Raw genomic sequence first — 22,635 nt, 5'->3', positions numbered from 1 at the left:
CCCGAGGGTCGGAGCATCGTGACCGCCGAGATCCTCGCCGCGTTCCGAGCGCTCTCGACCCCGCACGTCGCGGACGGGTGCATGCGGCTCGGGCTGCCCGTGCGGTGCGCGCCGAGCGGCATGCGGGCCCTGCAGAGCGGCGTGCACGTCGTCGGGCGAGCGCTGCCGGCGCAGCACACGGGCAGCGTCGACGTGTTCCTCGAGGCGATGGAGCGGGCGCAGCCCGGCGACGTGCTCGTCGTCGACGACGGCGGCCGCACGGATCGAGCCTCCGTGGGCGACCTCGTCGCACTCGAGGCGGTCGGCGCCGGGATCGCCGGGATCGTCATCTGGGGCCTGCACCGCGACACCTCGGAGCTGCGCGAGATCGGCCTGCCGGTGGTGAGCCTCGGCACGTCGCCGACCGGGCCTGCGTCGGCGGATCCGCAGCCCGTGGACGCGCTCGAGCGCGCCCGCTGCGGCGAGCACGAGGCGACCCGCGACGACCTCGTGCTCATCGACGACGACGGCGTCATCCTCGTCGCGCTCGAGCACGCGGGCGCCGTGGCGGATGCCGCTGCGGCCATCCGCGACGCGGAGCGCCGGCAGGCGGCCGCCATGGCCTCGGGCACCTCGCTGCGCGAGCAGCTGCGCTTCGCGGACTACCTCGCGGCGCGCAACGAGCGCGGCATCAGCTTCCGCGAGCACCTGCGGAGCCTCGGCGGCGCGATCGAGGAGTGAGCCGCCGCGGCGGGCTCAGTCCAGGCCCGCCGCCCACGCCAGCAGCACGAAGCAGGCCGCCGTCACGGCGACCGGGATCGCGACGACCGTCGCGACGCGGGCCATCGAGGTGCCGGCCGGCCGGTCGGGCGCGCGCAGCTCGAAGAGGACGAAGCCGCCCATGACGAGGATGCCCGCCGTCCACCCGAGGCCGACGAGGAGTGAGGGATCGGGCACGCGCCCATCATCGCGGCATGCACGACCGCTGTCGAGGGTGGATCCGGGCCGCGGCGCGACGCCGCTCAGGTGTGCGAGGCCGCGAACATGATGGCCACGACGCAGAGCACGAGCGTGCCGAGCACCACGCCGAGGATCGCGGGTGCCACGCGTCGGTCGCGCCCCGCCTGGTGGCGGCGCACGCCGACGAGCCCCAGCACGATCGCGACCGCGCCGAGCGGCCCGGCGACGAGGTCGCTGACCACCGGCACGAGCGCGCAGACGAGCGCGACGACACCGAGCACGAGCGCGTACTCCCCCGCCCAGCCGCCGCCGCGATGACCCGGTGGCTCGTCGCGCATGGGTCGATTCTGACGCACGCGAGGCTCGGGCCGGCTGGACCCGCGGCGCGCGCCGCTCGACGGACGTCGAACGGGCACGAGAGGATGCAGCATGACCACCTCGGAGCGCGGCTCGCACGACTACGACCTCATCGTCATCGGCGCGGGCGCCGTCGGGGAGAACGTGGCCGACTACGCCGCGCGGCGCGGCGCTCGGGTCGCGATCGTCGAGTCCGAGCTCGTCGGCGGCGAGTGCTCCTACTGGGCCTGCATGCCGTCGAAGGCGCTCCTGCGGTCGGGCCACGCGCTCCGCGCCGCCCGTCGCGTCGCGGGCGCGCACGAAGCCATCTCGGGCGGGATCGACGCCTCCGCCGTCCTCGCGCGGCGCACGTCGTTCACGAGCGACTGGGACGACTCGGGGCAGGCCGAGTGGGTCGCCTCGGCCGGGATCGACCTGATCCGAGGGCGAGCGCGCCTCGTCGGCCGCGGCCTCGTGCAGGTGGGCGACCGCACGTGCTCGGCGCGCGCCGTCGCGCTCGCGACCGGCTCGGTGCCGACGCTGCCCGACATCCCCGGCCTCGCGGACGCCGCCCCGTGGGGCACCCGCGAGGCGACGTCCGCCGATCACGTCCCCGCCCGCCTCGTGGTGATCGGCGGCGGTGTGTCCGGTGTCGAGCTGGCATTCGCGTTCTCGTCCTTGGGCGCTCGGGTCACGCTGCTCGCCCGCGGCGGCCTGCTCCGCCGCGAGGAGCCGTTCGTCGGTGACCTCGTCGCCGCCGCCCTCCGCGAGGAGGGCGTGGACGTGCGAGACGGCGCCACGCCCACCCGCGTCGAGCGAGGGGACGACGGGATCGTCTCGATCGAGCTCGAGGACGGCGGGAGGCTCGAGGCCGAGGAGCTCCTCGTCGCGACCGGCCGTCGCCCGGCCCTCGACGACCTCGGACTGGAGGACGTGGGTGTCGGCACCGACCTGGGGGTCGACGACACCATGCTCGTCGCCGGCACCGACTGGCTCTACGTGGTCGGCGATGCGAACGGACGCGCGCTGCTGACGCATCAGGGCAAGTACCAGGCGCGGGCGGCCGGCGAGGCGATCGCGGCGCGGCTCGACGGCTCCCCCGTCGCCGACGCCCCGTGGGGCCAGCACGTCGCGACCGCCGACCACGGCGCGGTGCCGCGCGTGGTGTTCTCCGACCCGGAGGTCGCCGCCGTCGGGCTCACCGAGGCGCAGGCGCGCGAGGCCGGCATGGAGGTCCGCGCGGTCGAGCACGACATCGGCAAGGTGGCGGGCGCGAGCCTGCACGCCGACGGCTACACGGGCAGGGCGAAGCTCGTCGTGGACGAGCAGCGGCAGGTCGTGGTCGGCGCGACGTTCGTGGGCCAGGACGTCGCCGAGCTGCTCCACGCCGCGACGATCGCCGTCGTCGGCGAGGTGCCGATCGACCGGCTGTGGCATGCCGTGCCGGCGTATCCGACGATCAGCGAGGTATGGCTGCGCCTCCTGGACGCGTACGGCCGGCCCAGCTGAGCGTCACCAGCGGCCGGCGACGTGCGGCGCGATGACCTCCCGGTAGACGGCCTCGACGCCGGCGAGCGCCTCCGCTGACAGCGGCGGCAGCTCGGCGGCGGCCGCGTTGCTCCGCGCCTGCTCGACGCTCCGCGCGCCGGGGATCACCGTGCTGACGCCCGGCTGGTCGATGATCCATCGGAGCGCGAACTGCGCCATGGTCGCCTCGGCGGGCACGAGCGGCGCGAGCCTCCTGACGGCCTCGAGGCCGGTCTCGAACGGCACGCCCGAGAAGGTCTCGCCGATGTCGAACGCCTTCCCCTCGCGGTTGTAGGTGCGGTGGTCGTCCTCGGCGAAGGTCGTGCGCTCGTCGTACTTCCCCGAGAGCAGGCCGCTCGCGAGCGGCACCCGCACGATGATGCCGACGTTCGCATCGGCGGCGGCGGGCAGCACCGCCTCGAGCGGCGCCAGCCGCAGCATGTTGAGGATCAGCTGCACGGATGCGACGCCCGGCCGGGCGACGGCGGCGAGCGCCTCCGCGCGGGTCTCGACGCTCACGCCGTAGGCCGCGATGCGCTCCTCGGCGACGAGCGTGTCGAGCGCGTCGAACACCGCGTCCTGGCCGTAGACCGCGGTCGGCGGGCAGTGGAGCTGCACGAGGTCGAGGCGCTCGACGCCGAGGTTCTCGCGCGAGCGGTCGACCCACGACCGCAGGTGCTCGAGGGTGTAGTGCTCGGGCAGCTGCGGCACCCGGCGCCCGGCCTTCGTCGCGACGACCACGTCGTGGTCGCCCAGCTCGCGGAGGAACGCGCCGATGATCCGCTCGCTCCTGCCATCGCCGTAGACGTCGGCCGTGTCGAAGAAGCGGACCCCGCTGTCGTGCGCCGCGCGCAGCACGGCGATCGCGTCCTGCTCGCTGACGTCGCCCCAGTCGGCGCCGAGCTGCCAGGTGCCGAGGCCGATCACCGAGACGCTGCGCCCCGTCCGTCCGAGCGTCCGCTGCTCCATCGCATCCCCATCCCGTCGAGTCCGTGTGGTCGATCCCAGTATGGGCGCCGCGTGCTCCGGGACGGCTCCATGAGCGGATGCGGCGCGACCTGTCGATCGGCGGGCCGCTCGATCGTCATCCCCTCGACGGCCGCACCGGCCGCCACGACGAAGGGACCTCCCATGACCACCACCCCCACCACCACGACCCCTCGCTCTACGCTGTCGCGTGAGACCGGCTCGAGGAGGACCACCATGCGCTACACGCTGCTGCTGCACTACCCCGAGGCGACCGCGGAGACGCTCGGCGCCGAGGCCCTCGCCGAGGGCCAGCGCGCCTTCGCGAGCTACGCCGCCACGCTCCACGGCGCGGGCGTGCTCGTCGCCGGCGAGGTGCTGCAGCCGTCGGTCGCGAGCACCACGGTGCGGATGCGCGACAGTGCCCTGCAGGTGCAGGACGGCCCCTTCGCCGACACCAAGGACCAGCTCGGCGGCACGATCGTGATCGACGTGCCCGATCTCGACGCCGCGATCGAGTGGGCGCGGCAGGCGCCGCCCGTGCACTGGGGCGCCGTCGAGATCCGCCCCGGCGCCGTCCACACGGTCGACGGCGCCTGGACCCCGAGCGCCTGAGGCCCGCATGAGCACCCAGGAGGCGCGGGCGGCAGCAGAGCACGCCGCCCGCACCTCCTACGGCCGGCTCGTCGCGCTGCTCGCCGCCCCCACCGGGGATCTCGCGCTCGCCGAGGACGCCCTCGCCGCCGCCTTCGAGGAGGCGCTGCGCCGCTGGCCCGCCGCGGGCGTGCCCACGAACCCCGACGGCTGGCTGCTCACCGTTGCGCGCAACCGGCAGCGGGATGCGTGGCGCTCGGCAGCCGCGCGCACCTCCGCACCGCTCGACGACGACAGCGCGGCCTGGGATCCGCTCGAGCGGCACGACCCGGACGCGATCGGCGACCGCCGGCTCGAGCTGCTGTTCGCGTGCGGGCACCCGGCGATCGACCCGGCGGCGCGGGCGCCGCTCATGCTGCAGGCGGTGCTCGGCTTCGAGGCCGCCCAGATCGCGCGGGCGTTCGCGCTGCCGCCGGCGACGATGGCGCAGCGGCTCGTGCGGGCGAAGCGGCGGATCAAGGATGCCCGCATCCCCTTCGCGATCCCCGATCGGCGAGCGATGCCCGAGCGGCTGCCCGCCGTGCTCGAGGCGATCTACGGCTGCGCGGCGATCGCGTGGCGCGGCGACGCGGCGTCGCTCGCCGGCGAGGCCCGCTACCTGGCGGTCACGCTCGCGACGCTGCTCGAGCGCGAGGCCGAGGCGTGGGGGCTCGCGGCGCTCACGACCTTCTCGCTCGCGCGCCGGCGAACCGGCGCGTTCGTCCCGCTCGAGGAGCAGGATCCGCGCGACTGGGATGCCGCCCTGCTCGAGGAGGCCGAGCAGCACCTCCGCCGCGCGCGCCCCGACGGCCCGCCGGGGCGCTTCCAGCTCGAGGCGGCGATCGACGCCGTGCACTGCGACCGCCGGCGCACGGGCTCGACCGACTGGCGCGCGCTCGAGGTGCTCTACGCGGCGATGCTCGCGACCGCGCCGAGCCTCGGCGCGCACGTCGCCGCCGCGGCCGTGACCGCTCGGCTGCACGGGCCGGCCGCGGGGCTCGACGCGCTGCCGCACGACGCCGACGACTTCCAGCCGTACTGGGCGACGCGGGCGCACCTCCTCGCGGCCGCGGGTCTCGACGCGACCGCGGCGTTCGAGCGCGCTGCGGCGCTCGCCGATGACGACGCCGTCGCCGAACACCTGCGCGAGCGCGGCCGCGCCGCTCGCGCCCTCCGCCACGATCCGAACCGCGTGTCCGGTCGCTCCGAACACCCTCAGCCAGCACCCGCCACGCAGCCCCGACGAGGAGGACCTCCATGACCGACATCCCCGTCAACACCCGCATGCTGGGTCTCAAGGACGTGCGCGTGCACGTCGAGGACCACGGCACCGGAAGGCCCGTCGTGCTGATCCACGGCTGGCCGCTCTCGAGCGCGTCCTGGGCGCCGCAGCGCCAGGCGCTCCTCGACGCCGGCTACCGCGTCATCGCCTACGACCGCCGTGGCTTCGGCCACAGCGACAAGCCCAAGACGGGCTACGGCTACGACACCCTCGCCGACGACCTCGCCGGCCTGCTCGAGCAGCTCGACGTGCGCGACGTCACGCTCGTCGGCTTCTCGATGGGCGGCGGCGAGGTCGCGCGCTACATCGCGCGGCACGGGCAGGAGCGCCTGCGCAGCGTCGTCTTCGCCGCGGCGGTGCCGCCGCGCATGATGCAGACCCCGGACAACCCGGATGGCCCGCTCACCGTCGCGAAGGCGACCGCGATGACGGCACAGCTGACGGCCGACCGCGAGGCGTTCTTCGACGGCTTCACGAGGGACTTCTTCTCGGCGAACGCCGATGGCGACGTGCTCGTGACCGAGGCGGAGCGCCAGCAGGCGATCACGCTGTGCCTGCAGGCCGACAAGCTCGCGGCACTCGAGGCCATGCAGTCGTTCGGCATCACCGACTTCCGCGACGACCTCGAGCTCGTGACGGTGCCGACGCTCGTGCTCCACGGGGATGCCGACGGCATCGTGCCCTTCGAGGGATCCGGCAAGCGCACCCACGAGGCGATCCCGGGCAGCGAGCTCGTGCTCATCCCGGGTGCCCCGCACGGGCTGAACGCGAGCCACCCCGCCGAGTTCAACGCGGCGCTGCTCGACTTCCTTCAGCGCTAAGACCGGCACCGCGGCCGCCCCGCCATCGCGGGGCGGCCGCTCGGCGCCCGGGCGACGCGCCGGGGATTGCCCCTCGCGCTTGTCCCCCAAGCGCGATAGCGTCGGAGCACTGGCCATCGACTTGATGGCAGCCAGCGCAAGCCTCATCCGCAGGTGCGTCCCATTCCCTCTCAGCGCACGTAGCGACTCCGCTGTCTGGCTTCCACAGAAGGGCCCTGGTGGCCGTCATGTTGGATCTGACACTGTTCTCCCCGCTCCTCGTGGCGGCCTCGATCTTCATCCTCGTCGTCGTCGGCATCGTCGTCGTGCTGCGCGTGAGCCTGGCGCGGAGCATCGCCCGCTCGCGCACCGTGGGCCCGGCCCCGATCTCCGCGCCGGCGCCCGACGACACCGGCGCGATGCGACCCGACGACACGGGCGCGATGCGACCCGACGACACCGGCGCGATGCGCGCGGCCGAGTCGATCTGACCGGTCGGCCGTGGGTCAGCCATCGTGGCCGGCGTGTTTCGGCTCGGTGAACGTCTGGTGCACACCGTTGTGCGCCGCCGCAGTGCACCGCCATGCTGGTGGCATGAGCCCCAACGACGGAGCGCGAGCGTGACCATCCATCGCCCGACAGCGACCGCGTCGCGCCACAGCTCGCGCGACGAGGCGGTCGATCGGCTCTACTGGATCCTCACCGAGCTGGACGCCGAGCGCACCGTGTCGTGGGCCGAGGTCGAGCGGCGCGCCATCGCCTACGAGCCGGCAGCGCGCGACGACGCGTGGAGCGTGGCCGAGGGCTCGGCGCTCGAGGCCATCGTCCGGGCGTCGCGGCGCCGGGTGTGACGGGCTAGTCCCGCTTCGCGGCTCGCTTGAGACGCTTCTTCGCGGCGCGCTCGGTGAGCACGAGCAGGAAGTCCTGCACCGGGCTGTGCTCGATCGCGGAGAGCTCCTCCTCGACGATCCGGTCGACCTCGTCGCGGTCGTACTCCGGATGCGTCGCGATGAGCTTCGCAGTCACCTGCGAAGCGATCTCGTCTCGGTCCACGATGCCTGCCACGACGCAAGAATTGCACAGGTTCTGCTTGCACGCCAAGCCGCCCGACGAGCCCTGGATACGCTCGCCGGGATGCAAGAGACGACCACTGCGCACGACCTCGCCCACGAGCTCGGCCACACCGACGCGGGCCGCGCGATCCGCGTCTTCCTGCGCAACCCGGACGACGGTCGAGGCCTGTTCGACGGGCACCGCATCTTCGCGCCATACCGCTTGACGCACGAGCAGGCCGAGCGGGTGCGAGAGCGCTTCAGCTGATCGATGCCCCGTTTAGGGCTCCCGCGCGATCCTGCTCGAACCGCCAGCCGAGCACCTCGCCCATGTGCTCGAGCCGCCACCCGAGGGTCGGTGGGCGCGGCGCGCCGGCGGTGTCGAGCCACGCGAGCTCCTGCTCGACGCTGCTGGTCACCGTGAGCGCCACGCTGGCCTGCGCGCCGACGGCGAGCTCATCCGGGATCTCCAGGTCAGCGGTCGCACCGTGCTCGCGCCACACGACGATGCGCAGCGCCGTCCGCGACCGCAGCTCGATGCGCTCGCCCCACGACGCGTCGTAGGTGGCGATCACGTCGCCCGCACCGACGACCTCGCGCTCGGACAGGTTGCGCGCGACGCTCTCGACCAGTCGCACGATCGCCGCGTCCCGGTCGGCCGATCGACCGATGCCGAGCAGCGCCGCGTGGATGCGGAAGGTCCGGTCACCGACCTCGACGGAGGCACCCACGACGACGGTCCGACCCGACCGGTTGAGGCTCCCCGTCTTCCCGCTGTCGATCCCCGCAGCGCCGAGCGCTCCGTTCGTGCTCGCGACGGGGCCGAGCCCCGGCAGCCACGCCGCGCGCTGCCCAGAGATGGCGCGGAGCGTCGGAGCGTCGTCCACGAGCGCCATCAGCCGCGCGACATCGACGGCGCTCGCGGTGTTGTCGGCGCTGAGGCCCGTCGCGTCGACGATCCGGATGCCGTCCAGGTCGTGCGCCTCGAGCCATCGCCGCGCCTCACCGAGGTAGTTGCGCGTGGTCCCGAACGCCCACGTCGTCAGCGTCGTCGAGGCGTTCGCCGCGCTGCGGAGCATCGACGCGTCGAGCAGCTGGCGCTGGGTCAGCTGCTGCCCGACCGTCACCGGCAGCACGGATGCGCCCTCGCGCGTCACGGCGCGCAGGTCGTCGACGTCGCCCTGGCCGATCGTGATCGTCGGCCCCTGCTCGTCGGCACCGAGCGGGTGTCGCTCGAGCACCACGAGCGCGGCGACGAGCTTGGCGATGCTGGCGATCGGCATCGGCCCCGCGGCGCCGAACGAGCCCTCGGCCCCGTCGACGCCCACCACCCGGAACGCTCCGGCGGCCGACGACCCCGGCCAGTCGATCGCGGCGGGCGCGGCAGCCACGCCGAGATCCGCCCCGACAGCCGCACCCGCGAGCGGGGGCGCGGGCTGCAGCGCCGTCACGGTGAGCGCGGTGCCACCGCCGACGAGCAGCGAGGCCGCGAGCAGCGCGGCGACCGCCCGACCGAGCCACCACCGCCTCCCGCGCTGCCGCGCCGGGGTCATCGCGTCGCGCTCGGCATCTGCATGCCCCCAGCATGCGCCCATCGCGCTGCCCGTGGGAGGCCCTGCCGAACCCTCCTGCCGCGATGCAACGCCGCACGTGCCGCCGCGGGCCCGTTCACGGTCGAGCGCGCGTCGATCCCCGCACGATGAGCCGCGTCGGCAGCGGCGCGTCCTGGCTCGCGCTGTCCGGCTCCTCGATCGCGATGAGCACCTTCTGCATCATCAGCTCTCCGAGCCGGTCGAAGTCCTGTCGCACGGTGGTGAGCGGCGGATCGAGGTAGGCCGCTTCCGGCACGTCGTCGAAGCCGACCACGCTCACGTCCTCGGGCACGCGCAGTCGCCGCTCTCGGAGCGCCGCGAGCAGGCCGATGGCCATCTGGTCGTTCGCGACGAAGACGCCGTCGCCCGCGCGCAGCTCGAGCGTCGACCCGACCCGGTAGCCGCTCTCGGCGCTCCAGTCGCCGGCCGCCGGGTCGCTCGCCACGAGGCCGTGCGCGGCGAGCTCGTCGCGCCAGCCGCGCACCCGCTCGACCGCGTCGGGCATGCTCGCCGGGCCCGCGATGTGCAGGATGCGCTCGTGCCCGAGCTCCGCGAGGTGCCGCACCGCGGATCGCGCGCCGCGGTACTGGTCGATCGAGATCGTCGTCGACGACGCGCGCGGCGTCGCGGCGACCGCGACGAGCGGCACGCCGAGCTCGATCGTGCGGATCGCCTCGAGCACGGCGACGTCGATGACGATGAGCACGATCGCGTCGACGCGCTGGCGCAGCAGCTCGTCAACGGCCGCGCGCACGTCCGTCACCTCGTGCGTCAGGGCGTGCACCGCGTGCACGCTGTACCGCGCCTGCCGGGCCGCGAGGTTGAAGCGCAGCGCGATCGACGTCGGGCCGTAGTCGGGCACTCCGGGCGTGACGAGGCCGATCGTGCGCGTCCGGCGGGTGACGAGGGCGCGAGCGGCCGGGGACGGGCTATAGCGCAGCTGGGCGATCGCGTGCTCGACGCGCTGCCGCGTCGCGGGCCGCACGTTCGGGAGGTCGTTGAGCACGCGCGAGACCGTCTGGTGCGAGACGCCCGCGAGCCGCGCCACGTCGAAGATGTTCGCGGCCTTCGGCGCCGCCTCCTCGTTCGTCATCTCAGTCGTCGCCGCTCTCCGCCACGGCCGCGAGCAGCGACTCGACGGTGAGCCCGTCGGCGTCGAACGACCCGACCGCGAGCCCGTCGCGGAGCGCGACGACCCTGGTCGCGAGCCCGACGACCTCCTCCGGCTCCGCCGAGATGAACAGCACCGCCACCCCGTTGGCGGCGAGGTCCTCGACGAGGTGCTGCACCTCCGACTTCGCGCCCGCATCGATGCCGCGCGTCGGCTCGTCGAGGATGAGCACCCGCGGCGACAGGCACAGCAGGCGTGCGAGCAGCACCTTCTGCTGGTTGCCGCTCGACAGCGTGCCCGCCGGCCGCGAGGGATCGGCGGGCTTGATCGCGAGCGCCTCGATCCAGCTCTCGGCGAGCTCGTCGCGCTGCGCGCGCGAGAGCGGCCGGAGCGTGCCGCGCTCCGCCTGCAGCGCGAGCACGATGTTGTCGGCGACGCTCATCCGGTCGACGATGCCCTCCGCCCGGCGATCCTCGGACGCGTAGACGACCCCGAGCGCGATCGCGTCGCGCGGGTGCGCGAGGTCGCGACGGACGCCCGCGATCTGGACGGTGCCCGACACCGGGCGCTCGACCCCGGAGATCCGGCGTGCGAGGGCCGTGCGTCCGGAGCCGACGGCACCGACGAGCCCGACGATCTCGCCCTCGGCGAGCTCGAGATCGATCCCGGCCGCGCGGCCCCCGACGATGGCGCGAGCGACGACGTGCGGCACGCCGGCGCCCGGCTCGCCGGTGCCGGCAGCATCCCGCCGGGGCTCGGCCGGCGTGCTGCCCGTCATCTGCTCGAGCAGCTCGACGCGCAGCACTTCGCGCGTGCGGTGCTCCCCTACGCAGCGACCCTCGCGCAGCACCGTCACCCGGTCGCAGACCTCGTAGACCTGGTCGAGGAAGTGCGAGACGAACAGGATGGCGACGCCGCGGTCGCGCAGCTCGAGCACGACGCGGAAGAGCTCGGCGATCGCGTCCTGCTCGAGCCGGGCCGTCGGCTCGTCGAGCACGAGCACGCGCGCGTCGGCGGCGACGGCCCTCGCGATCGCGACGAGCTGCTGCGACGAGCGCGGGTGCGCGCCCAGCAGCGAGGCCGGGTCGATCCGGATGCCCAGCTCGTCGAGCGCCGCGGCGGCGGATCGGCGTGCGCGCCGCCAGTCGATGCGGCCGCCGCGCCGCGGCTCGTGCCCGATGCTCAGGTTCTCGGCGACCGAGAGGTTGGGCAGCAGCTCGAGCTCCTGGTGGACGACGCTGATGCCCGCAGCCTGCCCCTCGCGCGGCGATCGGTGCTGCACCGGCACGCCGTCGAGCAGCATCGTGCCCGCCGCGAGCGGGATCGAGCCCGTGATGGCCTTGATGAGCGTGGACTTGCCCGCCCCGTTCTCGCCCAGCAGCGCGTGCACCTCGCCCGGCAGCAGCCGCAGGTCCACGCCGTCGAGCACGGTCTGCGCCCCGAAGCGCACCGTCGCGCCGCGCAGCTCGAGCACGGGGGCGGCGGTCATGGCTCCAGTATCGCGCCGCCCCGGTGGTGCGACGTGCGCCCTCGCGGCAGACACGTGCGCCGGTGCTCCCCGACCGGCGGCCTCAGCGCCGGTCGGCGCGAGCGACGATGAGCCGCTGCACGATGATGAACAGCAGCAGCAGCCCGCCGATGATGATGCGCGTCCACGACTGGTCCGCACCGGTGAAGCTGATGACCGACTTGATGCCGCCGTAGACGAGCACGCCCACGAGCGAGCCGAGCACGTAGCCCTGACCGCCCGCGAGGAGCGTGCCGCCGATGACCACGGCGGCGATCGCGTCGAGCTCGGTGCCCACGCCGTTCAGCGGGTAGCCCGCCCCCGAGTACGCGGTCAGCATGAGGCCGGCGAGGCCGCCGCACACGCCGCTGATGAGGTAGACGATCACCTTGGTGCGGCCCACCGCCAGGCCCATGAGCCGCGCCGACTGCTCGCTGCCGCCGATCGCGTAGACGGTGCGCCCGAAGCGCGTCCAGCGCAGCACCGCGGCCGCGATCGCCACGACGAGCAGCGCGATGATGCCGGTCGGCGTGAGGTACCAGTCACCGATCCGCAGGCGCGTCGACTGCAGCCACAGGACGACGGGATCCTCGACCCGGATCGACGACAGGCTCACCACGAAGGCGAAGCCGCGGGCCAGGAAGAGCCCGGCGAGCGACGCGATGAAGGGCTGCACGTCGAAGTACTGCACGAGCGCCCCGATGAGGGCGCCGATCGCGGCGCCGCCGAGGATCATCGCGGGCAGCACGACGAGCACCGGGATGCCGTCGGCGAGCATCTTCGCGCCGAGGATGCCCGTGAACGCCATCACCGAGCCGACCGACAGGTCGATGCCGCCGGTGAGGATCACGAAGGTGAGGCCCACCGCGAGCATGATGAGGTACGCGTTGTCGAGCAGCAGCGCCGACAGGTTGCGCGGCGTGATGAAGTTGCCGAAGGTCAGCTCCGCGCCCACGAACAGCACGACGAGGATCGCGACGGCGGCGAGCGTCGGCGAGAGCGGCGCGAAGCGCCGGAGCCGGTCGCCGAGCGCCGGGCGCGCGGTCGGGGCGTCGGCGGCAGGCGGGGGTGCGATGGTGGTCATGCGGTCACCTCGGTACGTTCGGGCGTGCGACGCGCGCGGAGGCGCGCGGCAGCTGCGGAGGTCCACCCGTGCACGCGAGGGGACTGGATGAGGACGACGATGATGACGGCCGCCGCCATGAAGACGGGGCTCACGGCCGGCGGCACGCCCAGGAACGTGATGGTCGACAGCAGCGTCTGGATGGTGAGCACGCCGATGACCGTGCCGGCGATGCTGAACCGGCCGCCCATGAGCGAGGTGCCGCCGAGCACGACGGCGAGGATCGCGTAGAGCTCGATGTAGAGGCCGGCGGCGTTCGCGTCGGCCGCCATGATGTTCGAGCTGTAGAGGATGCCGGCGACGCCCGAGAGCACGCCGCTCGCGATGTAGGCGCCCCAGACGATGCCGCGCGAGCGCACACCGGCGAGGCGGCTCGCGCTCGGGTTGATGCCGACCGCTTCGGTGAGCATGCCGAGCGCCGTCCGGCGCTCCAGCAGCACGATGACGGCGATCGCGACGAGCGAGACGTAGAGCGCGAACGGCAGGCCCACGAGGTAGCCCTGCGCCATGAAGCGGTAGGGCGCGCTCGTGACGGTCGTGATGAACCCGTCGGTGATGAGCAGCGCGACGCCGCGCCCCGCGAGCATGAGCACGAGCGTCGCGATGATCGGCTGGATGCCGAGCACGGCGACGAGGAATCCGTTCCAGACGCCCAGCAGGAGTGCGAGGGCGACGCCCATCACGATCGCGATCATGACGGTGCCGACGCCGTCGGGGTCGGACGACGAGTCGATGAAGGTGAGCGACACCGAGCCGGACACGGCCATGATCGCCCCGACCGACAGGTCGATCCCTCGCGTGGCGATGACGATCGTCATGCCGAGCGCGACGAGCATGAGCGGCGCCGAGTTGCGCAGGATGTCGATGAGCGAGCCGTAGAGCTCGCCGTCGCGCACCGTGATGCCGAGGAACGACGGCCGGGCGACCGTGTTCACGACGACGAGGGCGACGAGCGCGAGGACCGGCCAGAGCAGCCGGCTGCGGAGGACGGCCCTCATGCTGCTGCCCTCACGCCTTCGTTCGCGATGTAGCCGATGAGGCCGTCGATGTCGACGTCCTTCGAGTCGAGCTCGCCGATCTTCCGGCGGTCGCGCATGACGACGACGCGCTGCGCCAGGCGCAGCACCTCCTCGAGCTCCGACGAGATGAAGATCACGGAGAGGCCCTCGGCCGACAGCTCGGCGACCTTGCGCTGGATGTCGGCCTTCGCGCCCACGTCGATGCCCCTCGTCGGCTCGTCGAGGATGAGCAGGTCGGGCTCGACCGCGAGCCAGCGCGCCAGCAGCACCTTCTGCTGGTTGCCGCCCGACAGGTTGCGGATGGGGGTGTCGGGGTTCGCGGGGCGCACGCCGAGCGCCTCGATCGCCTCGCGGGCGATGCGGTCGCGCTCCTCCTTGCCGACCACCCGCATCCATCCCCTGCGGGCCTGGATGCCGAGCACGATGTTGTCGGCGACGCTGAGGTCGCCGATGATGCCCTCGCCGCGGCGGTCCTCGGACGAGAACGCGATGCGCTCCCCGATCGCGTGGCGCGGCGTGGGGATGCGCACCTCGCGGCCACCGATCGCGATCGTGCCGACGTCGGCGCGGTCGGCGCCGCACAGCAGCCGCACGAGCTCCGTCCGGCCGGAGCCGAGCAGGCCGGCGAGGCCCACGACCTCGCCGCGGTGCACCTCGATGTCGCTCGGCTCGATCGAGCCGCGCCTGCCGACGCCGCTCGCGCGCAGCACCGGCGTCGCATCGCGGTCGATCGTGCGCTCGGCCGTCGTCGCGACCGCTTCGAGCTCCGCGACGGCGCGGCCGATCATCTGCGAGACGAGCTCGTCGCGCGGCAGGTCCCTGGCCAGGTGCTCGCCGATGAGGCGGCCGTTGCGGAGCACCGTGATGCGGTCGGAGATCTCGTAGACCTGGTCGAGGAAGTGGCTGACGAACAGGATCGCGACGCCGCGGTCGCGCAGGTCGCGCATGACGCCGAAGAGCTGCTCGACCTCGCTGCGGTCGAGGCTCGAGGTCGGCTCGTCGAGCACGAGCACCGTGGCGCTCGTCACCATCGAGCGCGCGATGGCGACGAGCTGCTGCAGCGCGATCGAGTGGCTCGAGAGCGTCGAGCGGGTGTCGAGCGAGAGCCCGAGGCTCGCGAGGTGCCGCGCAGCCTCGCGGTGGGTGGCGCGCCAGTCGATCCCCCACGCCCGGCGCACCTCGTTGCCGAGCATGACGTTCTCGCCGACGGAGAGGTTGGGGCAGAGGTTGACCTCCTGGAAGACCGTCGAGATGCCGGCGGCCTGCGCGTCGGCGGTGCCGTGGAAGTCCCGCTCGGCGCCGTCGACGACGATCGAGCCGGCGTCGATCCGGTAGACGCCCGTGAGCGCCTTGATGAGCGTCGACTTGCCGGCGCCGTTCTCGCCCATCAGCGAGTGGACCTCGCCCCGGCGGAGCGTGAAGTCGACGCCGTCCAGGGCGAGCACGCCCGGGAAGGCGATGGTGATGTCGCGCATCCGGACGACGGCGTCCGTCGCGGTGGGCTGCAGCATGGTGTGCCTCTCGATGGAGCGGCCGTGCCCGGTCGAGAGTCGACCGGGCACGACCATGGCGGATGCGTCCGCCGGTTCCGATGGGATCAGTAGGGCCGGGTGTCGATGACCTCGGCGGCCTGCTCGCTCGTGAAGCTCTGGTCCTCCACGAAGTAGGCGGGCTCGACCTCCTCGCCGTCGAGCACCTGGCGCACGAGGTCGGCGACCTGCTCGCCGAGCATCGGGTTGCACTCGACGATGAAGTTGATCTTGCCGTCGACGAGCGCCTGCATGCCGTCGCGCACCGCGTCGATCGAGACGATCTGGATGTCCTCGCCGGGCGTCAGGCCCGCGGCCTCGATCGCGTCGATCGCGCCGAGCGCCATGTCGTCGTTGTGCGCGTAGAGCAGGTCGATCTCACCGGCGTGCGCCTGCAGGAAGCCCTCCATCACGGTCTTGCCCTCGGCACGCGTGAAGTTGCCGGTCTGCGACGCGAGCGTCGTGATGCCCGAGCCCTCGATGGCCTCCAGGAAGCCCTCCGCGCGGTCGTTGGCCGGCGCCGATCCGGTCGTGCCCTCGAGCACGACCATGTTCGTCTCCTCGTCGCCGAACGTCTCGACCGCCCACTCGCCGGCCGTCTGGCCCTCCTTGCGGAAGTCGAGGCCGACCCAGGTCGCGTACAGGTCCTCCGACGCGCTCACGGTGCGGTCCTCGAGGATCACCGGGATCTCCGCGTCGGCGGCCTCCTGGAGCACGTCGTCCCAGCCGTCCTCGACGATCGGGGCGATGACGATGGCGTCGACGCCCTGGTTGATGAAGCTGCGCACTGCGGCGATCTGCGCCGCCGGGTCGTTGTCGGCCGCGTTGAAGACCAGCTCGAAGCCGTTCTCCGCGGAGAACGCCGCGCGCATCGACTCGGTGTTGGCGCTGCGCCAGCCGCTCTCCGCACCCGTCTGCGCGAAGCCGACGGTGATCACGTCGCCGTCGGCGCCGTCGCTGCCCGCGGGTGCTCCCGCGGTGGAGCCGGCGCAGCCCGTGACCAGCAGCGCGACCGCGCCGAGCGCCAGTGCGCCCTTGATCGTGGATCTCTTGACCATGTTCGGACCTCCTCGTCCTGTGCCCGGCATCGTTGCCGGATCGTGCGCTGGCCGGAGGCTCTCGCACTGCGGCGATGTTAACCCTCACATTTCGCGTTCGGGGGAGTTCCCGAGGTAACGGTTCGATAACGATGATGCGAGGGCTTGGCGGTCATATGGGCCGTGTCGCGCCTCTTCGCGCGTCGTACGTGAGCGATCACATGGAGTGGCGACATCCCCGCCGTGCCCGCATACTGGTGCCATGGAGCGACGAGGCCCGACCGCAGCAGCAGCGCGCGAGCGCTCCCGGCCCCGATCCGGCGACCAGTACGAGCTGCGGCACGGCACGGCCTCCGCGGTGATCGCGAGCGTCGGGGCCTCCCTGCGCGAGTACCGCGACGACGACCGCGATCTCGTGGTGCCCTACCCCGCCGACGCCGTCCGGCCCGCCTACCGGGGCGCGACCCTCGTGCCGTGGCCGAACCGCGTCATCGGCGGCGAGTACGCGTTCGGTGGCGTCGTCCGCCGCCTCGACCTCTCCGAGCCGGAGCGGGGACACGCCCTGCACGGCCTCGGCGCCTGGCGCTCGTGGGAGCTCGTCGAGGCCGACGGCGAGGCCGTCTCGCTGCGCCTGCTGCTCGAGCCGACGCTCGGCTACCCCTGGCGGCTCGAGATCACGACAACCTTCGCGCTCGGCGCGGACGGGCTGGCGCAGCGGGTGCGCGCCGTCAACCTCGACGACGCGCCCGCCCCCTACGGCACCGCGCCGCACCCCTACCTGGTGGCCGGCCCCGGCCCGCTCGAATCGTGGTCGCTCGAGGTGCCCGCCGAGCGCGTGCAGCTCGTCGAGCCGGACTCGCTGACCCCGGTCGGCATCGCGGGGGTCGGAGAGGGCGACGGCGAGCTCGACTTCCGCACCGCCCGCGCCATCGGCTCGACGAGCATCGACCACGCCTACACCGACCTCCGCCGCGACGAGCGCGGCGTCGCGAGCGTGGTCATCACCGACCCGCAGGCCGGGACCGGCGTGCGGATGTCGTGGGACGAGCAGTGCCCGTGGGTGCAGGTGCACACCGCCGACCTGCCGTCCGGCGACCGCGCGCTCGGCCACCGGATCGGCCTCGCGGTCGAGCCGATGACGTGCGCGCCCGGCGCGATGGACGAGCGGCGCGAGCACGTCGGCCCGATCACCGTGCTCGCGCCCGGCGACGACCACACCGCATCCTGGACCCTGGCGCCGGCGTGACCGACCGCCGGACCCCGCACGACGACCCACCCACGCCCTCGAGGAGCAGCATGCAGACCGAACCGACGACCGCGCTGGACGCGCTCCGCGACGGCACCACCAGCCTCGGGATCGAGCTCGGCTCCACCCGCATCAAGGCCGTGCTGGTCGACGACGACGGCACGCCGATCGCATCCGGCAACGCGGCGTGGGAGAACGAGCTGCGCGACGGGTTCTGGACCTACAGCCTCGACGCCGTGCACGAGGGGCTCCAGCGCGCGTACGCATCGCTCGCCGACGACTGCGAGCGCCAGTGGGGCGCCCGCCCCCAGCGCATCGGCGCCATCGGCGTCTCGGGCATGATGCACGGCTACCTCGCGTTCGACGCCGACGGCTCCCTGCTCGTGCCCTTCCGCACGTGGCGCAACGCGACGACCGCGCGCGCGGCCGAGCTGCTCACCGCCGAGCTCGGCGTGCGGATGCCGCTGCGCTGGTCGGCGTCGCACCTGCTGCAGGCGGTGCTCGACGACGAGGAGCACGTCGGCCGGCTCGCCGCCATCACCACGCTCGCGGGCTACGTGCACCGGCTGCTCGGCGGCGCGCCCGTGCTCGGGCCGGACGACGCCTCCGGCATGTTCCCGCTCGCGCCCTCCGGCACCGAGTACGACGCGGAGCTGCTCGCCGCCTTCGATGCGCTGGCCGCTCGCCACGGCGCGGAGGGCCTGCGCATCGCAGACCTGCTCCCCCAGGTCCGCACGGCGGGCGACGACGCCGGAAGCCTCTCGGATGCCGGCGCTCGGCTGCTCGACGCCACCGGCGCACTGCAGGCTGGCGCCGCGCTGTGCCCGCCGGAGGGTGACGCGGGCACCGGCATGGTCGCCACAGGCGCGCTCGCGCCCGGCACCGGCAACGTGAGCGTCGGCACGAGCATCTTCGCGATGATCGTGCTCGACGCCGTGCCGACCGGCGAGCCGCTCGATGCCGACATCGTCGCGACGCCCGGCGGCAAGCCGAGCGCGATGGTCCACTGCGACAACGGCACGGCCGAGCTCGGGGCGTGGGCGGGGCTCTTCGGCCAGTTCGCGGCAGCGGCCGGCGTGACGCTCGCGCCCGACGAGGTGTTCGCGGCGATGCTCGGCGGCAGCGCGGGCGGGAGCGTCGACGAGCTCGTCGCGTACGGCTTCATCTCCGGCGAGCACGCCATCCACCTGCCGCAGGGCCGGCCGCTGGTCGCGCGGCGGGCGGGCGCCGACCTCACGCTCGCCGGCTTCGCGAAGGCGCAGCTGCTCGGCGCGTTCGGCGCGCTGCGGCTCGGCATGCAGCAGCTGACCGACACCGGCGTGCGGCTCGACGAGCTCGTCGCCCACGGCGGCGTCTTCCGCACCCCGGGTGCCGCGCAGCCGCTGCTCGCAGCGACGCTCGACACGCCGGTCCGCGTGACGCCGAGCGCCGGCGAGGGCGGCGCGTGGGGCATGGCGCTCCTCGCCCGCTACCGGCTCGACCGCATCCGCGGCGACGAGCGCGCCCTCGAGGACTGGCTGCTCGATCGCGGCGGCATCGACCCGGGCACCGTCGAGCAGCCGGATGCCCGGCTCGTCGAGGAGTGCGCGGCCTACCACGAGCGGTGGCAGGCGGCGCTGCCGCTCGCGCGGCTCGCGCCGGACGTGCTCGCCTGAGCTCCCCCGCCGCGCGGGTGCGCCGCTAGTGCAGCTCGCTCGCCCGCGTCGGCTCGGCGAGCACGGCGCGGGCGGCGAGGCCGACGATCGCCGTGTAGGTCGGGTAGGCGAAGCGCACGTTCGCGAGCGTCGCGACATCGATGCCCGCCGCCATCGCCGTCGTCACGGACTGGATGACCTCGACCGCGTTCTCGCCGACCGCGTGCGCGCCAAGGATGAGCGACCGGCGCCGGTCGGCGATGAGCTTGAGGAAGCCGGTGCCGCGATCGTCGATCACCGCCCGGTCGAGCTGGTCGTACCGCACCGTCGCGACCACGCACTGCTCGTCGCGTGCGCGCGCCTGCTCCTCGGTGAGCCCGACGCCCGCGTAGTCGGGGTCGGTGAAGCCGCCCGCGGGCAGCAGCAGGTGCGACGTGCGCCGGTTCGCGCCGACGACGGCGTTCTCGGCCGCGGCCTCGCCCTCGAACTGGGCGGCCTGCACGAGCATGTCGCGACCGTTCGCGTCACCCACCGCGTAGATGTGCGGCACGGCGCTCCGGAAGTACTCGTCGACCGGGATCGCGGAGCGCTCCGGCCGGATGCCCGCGCGCTCGAGCCCGAGGTCGTCGACGTCGGCGGGCCAGCCCGCCGCCATCACGACGGCGTCGAAGCGCTCGGCCTGCGCCTCGCCCGCGTCGGTCCAGCGCAGCTCGATCCGGTCGCCGTCCACCCGGCGCAGCTCGTCGATCGACGCGATGCCCGCGCAGACGGTCACCCCCACCCGGCGGAACGCGGCGCTCACCTCGTCGGCGATCGCGGCATCCGAGGGCATGAGGATGCGCGGCGCGATGTCGAGCAGCGTCACCTCCGCGCCGAACGCGTTCAGCACGGTCACGAGCTGCGCACCCGTGTTGCCGCCGCCGATCACGGCGACCCGGGACGGCAGCGCAGCGAGGTGCAGCACCTCCTCGGGCATCGTCGCGAGCTCGGCGCCGGGGATGGGCAGCCGCCGGGAGTGCCCGCCGACGCAGACGAGGATCGATGCCGCGCGCACCCGCCGGCCGCTGTCGAGCACGAGCGTGTGCGCATCCTCGAAGCGCGCGCGTCCCTCCTCGATGAGGTCGACGCCGGCGTCGGCGAAGCGCTGGGCCTCGCGCTTCATCGCGCGGACCTCGTCGACGCGGCCGTGCACGCGCTCGACGAGCGTCGGCCAGTCGATGCCGACGCCCGACACCTCGACGCCGTGCTCGTGCGCGGTGCTGGCGTCGCGGATGAGCCGTGCCGCCTTCGCGAGCACGCGCGTCGGCACGCAGCCGCTGTTGACGCAGGTGCCGCCGAGGTGCTCCGCCTCGAGCACCACCACCGTCGCGCCCAGCTCTCGCGCTCGGAGCGCCGCGGCGGTGCCCGCGGGTCCCGCGCCGATCACCGCGATGTCGTAGTCGTCCGCCGCCTCGTCCACCGTGGCTCCCTCTCCCGTCATGCCCGCGACTCCGCCGCCTCGCGGCAGCTCGCCGACACGACCCTCGTCGTGCTCGCCGGATGCCGGAGCAGCGCCGCGGGCGGTCGCACCGGCCGCAGCTCGAGCGTGCCGCCGCAGTTGGGGCACGCGCGTCCCGGGAAGGCATCGACGCACGCCGGGCACCACGTGCACTCGAAGGTGCAGATGTAGGCCACGTCGCTGGGCGCGAGATCCCGGTCGCAGCATTCGCAGTTCGGGCGCAGCTCGAGCATGGCCGCAAGCGTAGGCCACGCCGTGTCTGCCTGGCCCAAGCGACCGGCAGATGAACAGTGGCCCAGACGCTTGCGCGCGCGCGCGCCTCCCTGCATGCTCGCACCATGAGCGCACTGACTCCGGCCGCAGGCGGCCTCCGTGGCCGCGTCCGGGCCGGCACGCGGCACGACGCGTGGCCGCTCGCCATCATCTCGATCGTGGTCGCCGCCGCTGCCGCTGCCGTGCTGCAGCTCGCCGCGTGGGTGAACACCGTCGACGGCCCCGTCGAGCTGTTCTTCATCGTGGGGATGGTGCTGCTCGTGTGGGCGGCGATCGCCTGCCTCGCCACCGTCATCGTGCTGCTCCGCACGGCTCGAGGTGGCGGCGCGAGCGCCGTCGTGACAGCGGCGGCCGTCGCGATCGTCGCCGTCACCGCGACGCTGCACCCGCTGCTCGGCTCCGGCGGCGCCACGGGCTGACGCGCCGGACCGCTCCCCGAGCGGAGCCGCCGTCAGGGACGACCGGCGTCGGCCGGCGCGAGCACCGCATCGATCTCGTCGAGCACGGCGTCGTCGAGCGGGGTCGCATCGAGCGCGGCGATGTTCGATTCGAGCTGCGCGACGCTGCTGGCCCCCACGATCGCCGACGTCACGCGCTCGTCGCGCAGCACCCACTGCAGGGCGAGCTGCGCGAGCGTCTGGCCCCGCCGGCGCGCGATGGCGTCGAGGTCACGCGCGATCGCGACCTTCGCGTCCGTGATGTCACCGGAGCGGAGCGAGCGCGAGTGGGTCGCGCGCGACCCCGAGGGCACGCCGTCGAGGTACCGGTCGGTGAGCAGCCCCTGCGCGAGCGGCGAGAAGACGACCATCCCCATGCCGAGGCGGCCGACCGCGTCGAGCAGGCCGTGCTCGACGCGCCGATCGAGCATCGAGTACCGCGGCTGGTGCAGCAGCAGGCTGCTGCCCAGACCGGCAATGGTGGCGGCGGCCGCCTCCGTCTGCTCCGGCGAGTAGTTGGAGATCGCGGCGTAGCGGGCGCGACCCGAGCGCACGATGTCCGCGAGCGCCCCCATGGTCTCCTCGAGCGGCGTCTGGGGGTCGGGTCGGTGGTGGTAGAACACGTCGACGTGGTCGAGCCCCATTCGCCGCAGGCTCTGGTCGAGCGATGCGAACAGGTACTTGCGCGAGCCGCCGTCGCCGTAGGGGCCGGGCCACATGTCGTAGCCCGCCTTCGTCGAGATCACGAGCTCGTCGCGGTGCGGCATGAGGTCGCGCTCCAGGTGCCGGCCGAAGCCGTCCTCCGCAGCGCCGTAGGGCGGACCGTAGTTGTTCGCGAGGTCGAAGTGCGTGATCCCGAGGTCGAGCGCGCGGGTGAGGATCGCCCGCTGCGTCTCGAACGGCGTGGTCGCGCCGAAGTTCTGCCAGAGGCCGAGCGACAGCGCGGGCAGCCGGAGGCCGCTCGAGCCGGCCTTGCGGTAGACGGCGCCGGCGGCCTCGTAGCGGTCGCCGGCGGCGGTGTAGCGATCGGTCATGGCGTCCTCCGATGGTTCGTCGCGGCGACCCGCACGATCCTGGACCGTAGCAGCGCTCCG

25 protein-coding genes are annotated in these 22,635 nt (G+C 73.7%); 11 read left to right on the top strand and 14 right to left on the bottom strand.

Translation table 11 applies throughout. The features are described 5' to 3' along the window. Positions 1 to 18: 18 nt before the first annotated feature. Positions 19 to 720 (top strand): RraA family protein, encoded by a 702-nt coding sequence (locus tag EDD26_RS11120; RefSeq protein WP_245989863.1) that lies wholly within the window; start codon positions 19 to 21, stop codon positions 718 to 720. 15 nt (positions 721 to 735) lie between these two features. Here the strand turns inward: EDD26_RS11120 and EDD26_RS11115 are convergent, their stop codons facing one another. Both EDD26_RS11115 and EDD26_RS11110 read right to left on the bottom strand, forming a co-directional pair. Then, positions 736 to 936: a hypothetical protein gene (locus tag EDD26_RS11115; protein ID WP_123697772.1), complete on the bottom strand. Its 201-nt coding sequence runs from the start codon at positions 934 to 936 to the stop codon at positions 736 to 738. 65 nt (positions 937 to 1,001) lie between these two features. Next, a complete protein-coding gene (locus EDD26_RS11110) occupies positions 1,002 to 1,277 on the bottom strand; it encodes a hypothetical protein (protein WP_123697771.1) in 276 nt (91 codons plus the stop codon). 91 nt (positions 1,278 to 1,368) lie between these two features. Between EDD26_RS11110 and EDD26_RS11105 the strand changes: the two genes are divergently transcribed. Continuing rightward, positions 1,369 to 2,784, top strand: a complete 1,416-nt coding sequence (locus EDD26_RS11105; protein WP_123697770.1) for a dihydrolipoyl dehydrogenase family protein — start codon at positions 1,369 to 1,371, stop codon at positions 2,782 to 2,784. A 3-nt stretch (positions 2,785 to 2,787) separates the two neighbouring features. On the opposite strand, the gene EDD26_RS11100 is transcribed toward EDD26_RS11105, so the two are convergent. After that, positions 2,788 to 3,771 carry an aldo/keto reductase gene (locus EDD26_RS11100; RefSeq protein ID WP_123697769.1) on the bottom strand — a complete coding sequence of 328 codons (984 nt, stop codon included), beginning with the start codon at positions 3,769 to 3,771 and terminating at the stop codon, positions 2,788 to 2,790. A 234-nt stretch (positions 3,772 to 4,005) separates the two neighbouring features. On the opposite strand from EDD26_RS11100, the gene EDD26_RS11095 reads away from it, so the two are divergent. The 5 genes from EDD26_RS11095 to EDD26_RS11075 all read left to right on the top strand — a co-directional run bounded on the left by EDD26_RS11095 (position 4,006) and on the right by EDD26_RS11075 (position 7,334). After that, positions 4,006 to 4,383, top strand: a complete 378-nt coding sequence (locus EDD26_RS11095; protein WP_123697768.1) for a YciI family protein — start codon at positions 4,006 to 4,008, stop codon at positions 4,381 to 4,383. A 7-nt stretch (positions 4,384 to 4,390) separates the two neighbouring features. Then, positions 4,391 to 5,662, top strand: coding sequence for an RNA polymerase sigma factor (locus tag EDD26_RS11090; protein WP_123697767.1), 1,272 nt, complete (start codon positions 4,391 to 4,393; stop codon positions 5,660 to 5,662). Next, positions 5,659 to 6,504: an alpha/beta fold hydrolase gene (locus tag EDD26_RS11085; RefSeq protein ID WP_123697766.1), complete on the top strand. Its 846-nt coding sequence runs from the start codon at positions 5,659 to 5,661 to the stop codon at positions 6,502 to 6,504. The genes EDD26_RS11090 and EDD26_RS11085 overlap by 4 nt, the downstream gene beginning before the upstream one ends. Positions 6,505 to 6,731: 227 nt before the next feature. After that, on the top strand, positions 6,732 to 6,974 hold the full coding sequence (locus EDD26_RS11080) for a hypothetical protein (protein WP_148058739.1): 243 nt from the start codon (positions 6,732 to 6,734) through the stop codon (positions 6,972 to 6,974). Positions 6,975 to 7,103: 129 nt separating this feature from the next. Next, a complete protein-coding gene (locus EDD26_RS11075; protein ID WP_123697764.1) occupies positions 7,104 to 7,334 on the top strand; it encodes a hypothetical protein in 231 nt (76 codons plus the stop codon). 4 nt (positions 7,335 to 7,338) lie between these two features. Here the strand turns inward: EDD26_RS11075 and EDD26_RS14760 are convergent, their stop codons facing one another. Then, positions 7,339 to 7,509 (bottom strand): three-helix bundle dimerization domain-containing protein, encoded by a 171-nt coding sequence (locus tag EDD26_RS14760; RefSeq protein WP_170165622.1) that lies wholly within the window; start codon positions 7,507 to 7,509, stop codon positions 7,339 to 7,341. A 108-nt stretch (positions 7,510 to 7,617) separates the two neighbouring features. Between EDD26_RS14760 and EDD26_RS11065 the strand changes: the two genes are divergently transcribed. Continuing rightward, on the top strand, positions 7,618 to 7,803 hold the full coding sequence (locus EDD26_RS11065; RefSeq protein ID WP_123697762.1) for a hypothetical protein: 186 nt from the start codon (positions 7,618 to 7,620) through the stop codon (positions 7,801 to 7,803). Here EDD26_RS11065 and EDD26_RS11060 read toward each other — a convergent pair. The 7 genes from EDD26_RS11060 to EDD26_RS11030 form a co-directional block, all read right to left on the bottom strand. Next, a complete protein-coding gene (locus EDD26_RS11060; RefSeq protein WP_170165621.1) occupies positions 7,796 to 9,088 on the bottom strand; it encodes a D-alanyl-D-alanine carboxypeptidase family protein in 1,293 nt (430 codons plus the stop codon). The genes EDD26_RS11065 and EDD26_RS11060 overlap by 8 nt on opposite strands. Before the next feature lie 115 nt (positions 9,089 to 9,203). Then, positions 9,204 to 10,220 carry a LacI family DNA-binding transcriptional regulator gene (locus tag EDD26_RS11055; protein ID WP_123697760.1) on the bottom strand — a complete coding sequence of 339 codons (1,017 nt, stop codon included), beginning with the start codon at positions 10,218 to 10,220 and terminating at the stop codon, positions 9,204 to 9,206. Position 10,221: 1 nt separating this feature from the next. Next, positions 10,222 to 11,727, bottom strand: coding sequence for a sugar ABC transporter ATP-binding protein (locus tag EDD26_RS11050; RefSeq protein ID WP_123697759.1), 1,506 nt, complete (start codon positions 11,725 to 11,727; stop codon positions 10,222 to 10,224). A gap of 82 nt (positions 11,728 to 11,809) precedes the next feature. After that, entirely contained in the window at positions 11,810 to 12,829 is a 1,020-nt protein-coding gene (locus tag EDD26_RS11045; protein ID WP_123697758.1) for an ABC transporter permease subunit, read from the bottom strand. Beyond that, positions 12,826 to 13,866 (bottom strand): ABC transporter permease, encoded by a 1,041-nt coding sequence (locus EDD26_RS11040; RefSeq protein WP_123697757.1) that lies wholly within the window; start codon positions 13,864 to 13,866, stop codon positions 12,826 to 12,828. The genes EDD26_RS11045 and EDD26_RS11040 overlap by 4 nt, the downstream gene beginning before the upstream one ends. After that, positions 13,863 to 15,398: a sugar ABC transporter ATP-binding protein gene (locus tag EDD26_RS11035; RefSeq protein WP_123698556.1), complete on the bottom strand. Its 1,536-nt coding sequence runs from the start codon at positions 15,396 to 15,398 to the stop codon at positions 13,863 to 13,865. The genes EDD26_RS11040 and EDD26_RS11035 overlap by 4 nt, the downstream gene beginning before the upstream one ends. Before the next feature lie 86 nt (positions 15,399 to 15,484). After that, the gene (locus EDD26_RS11030) at positions 15,485 to 16,474 is read right to left on the bottom strand and encodes an ABC transporter substrate-binding protein (protein ID WP_123697756.1); all 990 of its coding nucleotides are present in this window, start codon (positions 16,472 to 16,474) and stop codon (positions 15,485 to 15,487) included. A gap of 241 nt (positions 16,475 to 16,715) precedes the next feature. On the opposite strand from EDD26_RS11030, the gene EDD26_RS11025 reads away from it, so the two are divergent. Further along, positions 16,716 to 17,699, top strand: a complete 984-nt coding sequence (locus EDD26_RS11025) for an aldose 1-epimerase family protein (protein ID WP_123697755.1) — start codon at positions 16,716 to 16,718, stop codon at positions 17,697 to 17,699. A gap of 50 nt (positions 17,700 to 17,749) precedes the next feature. Further along, positions 17,750 to 19,354: an FGGY-family carbohydrate kinase gene (locus tag EDD26_RS11020; RefSeq protein ID WP_123697754.1), complete on the top strand. Its 1,605-nt coding sequence runs from the start codon at positions 17,750 to 17,752 to the stop codon at positions 19,352 to 19,354. 25 nt (positions 19,355 to 19,379) lie between these two features. Here EDD26_RS11020 and EDD26_RS11015 read toward each other — a convergent pair whose 3' ends face one another. Next, positions 19,380 to 20,813, bottom strand: coding sequence for a dihydrolipoyl dehydrogenase family protein (locus EDD26_RS11015; RefSeq protein WP_123697753.1), 1,434 nt, complete (start codon positions 20,811 to 20,813; stop codon positions 19,380 to 19,382). After that, positions 20,810 to 21,064, bottom strand: coding sequence for a DUF1272 domain-containing protein (locus tag EDD26_RS11010; RefSeq protein ID WP_123697752.1), 255 nt, complete (start codon positions 21,062 to 21,064; stop codon positions 20,810 to 20,812). Before EDD26_RS11010 ends, EDD26_RS11015 begins: the two co-directional genes overlap by 4 nt. Before the next feature lie 105 nt (positions 21,065 to 21,169). Here EDD26_RS11010 and EDD26_RS11005 point away from each other — a divergent pair, with 105 nt between their 5' ends. Next, positions 21,170 to 21,523 (top strand): hypothetical protein, encoded by a 354-nt coding sequence (locus tag EDD26_RS11005; protein WP_123697751.1) that lies wholly within the window; start codon positions 21,170 to 21,172, stop codon positions 21,521 to 21,523. A 32-nt stretch (positions 21,524 to 21,555) separates the two neighbouring features. Here EDD26_RS11005 and EDD26_RS11000 read toward each other — a convergent pair whose 3' ends face one another. Continuing rightward, on the bottom strand, positions 21,556 to 22,575 hold the full coding sequence (locus EDD26_RS11000; RefSeq protein ID WP_123697750.1) for an aldo/keto reductase: 1,020 nt from the start codon (positions 22,573 to 22,575) through the stop codon (positions 21,556 to 21,558). Positions 22,576 to 22,635: the final 60 nt, after the last annotated feature.

Origin of the sequence: Agrococcus jenensis (assembly GCF_003752465.1) — a bacterium.
GTDB lineage: Bacteria > Actinomycetota > Actinomycetes > Actinomycetales > Microbacteriaceae > Agrococcus > Agrococcus jenensis.
The sequence above is the reverse complement of the archived record's forward strand: the minus strand, read 5'-3'. Positions and strand labels throughout refer to the sequence as shown.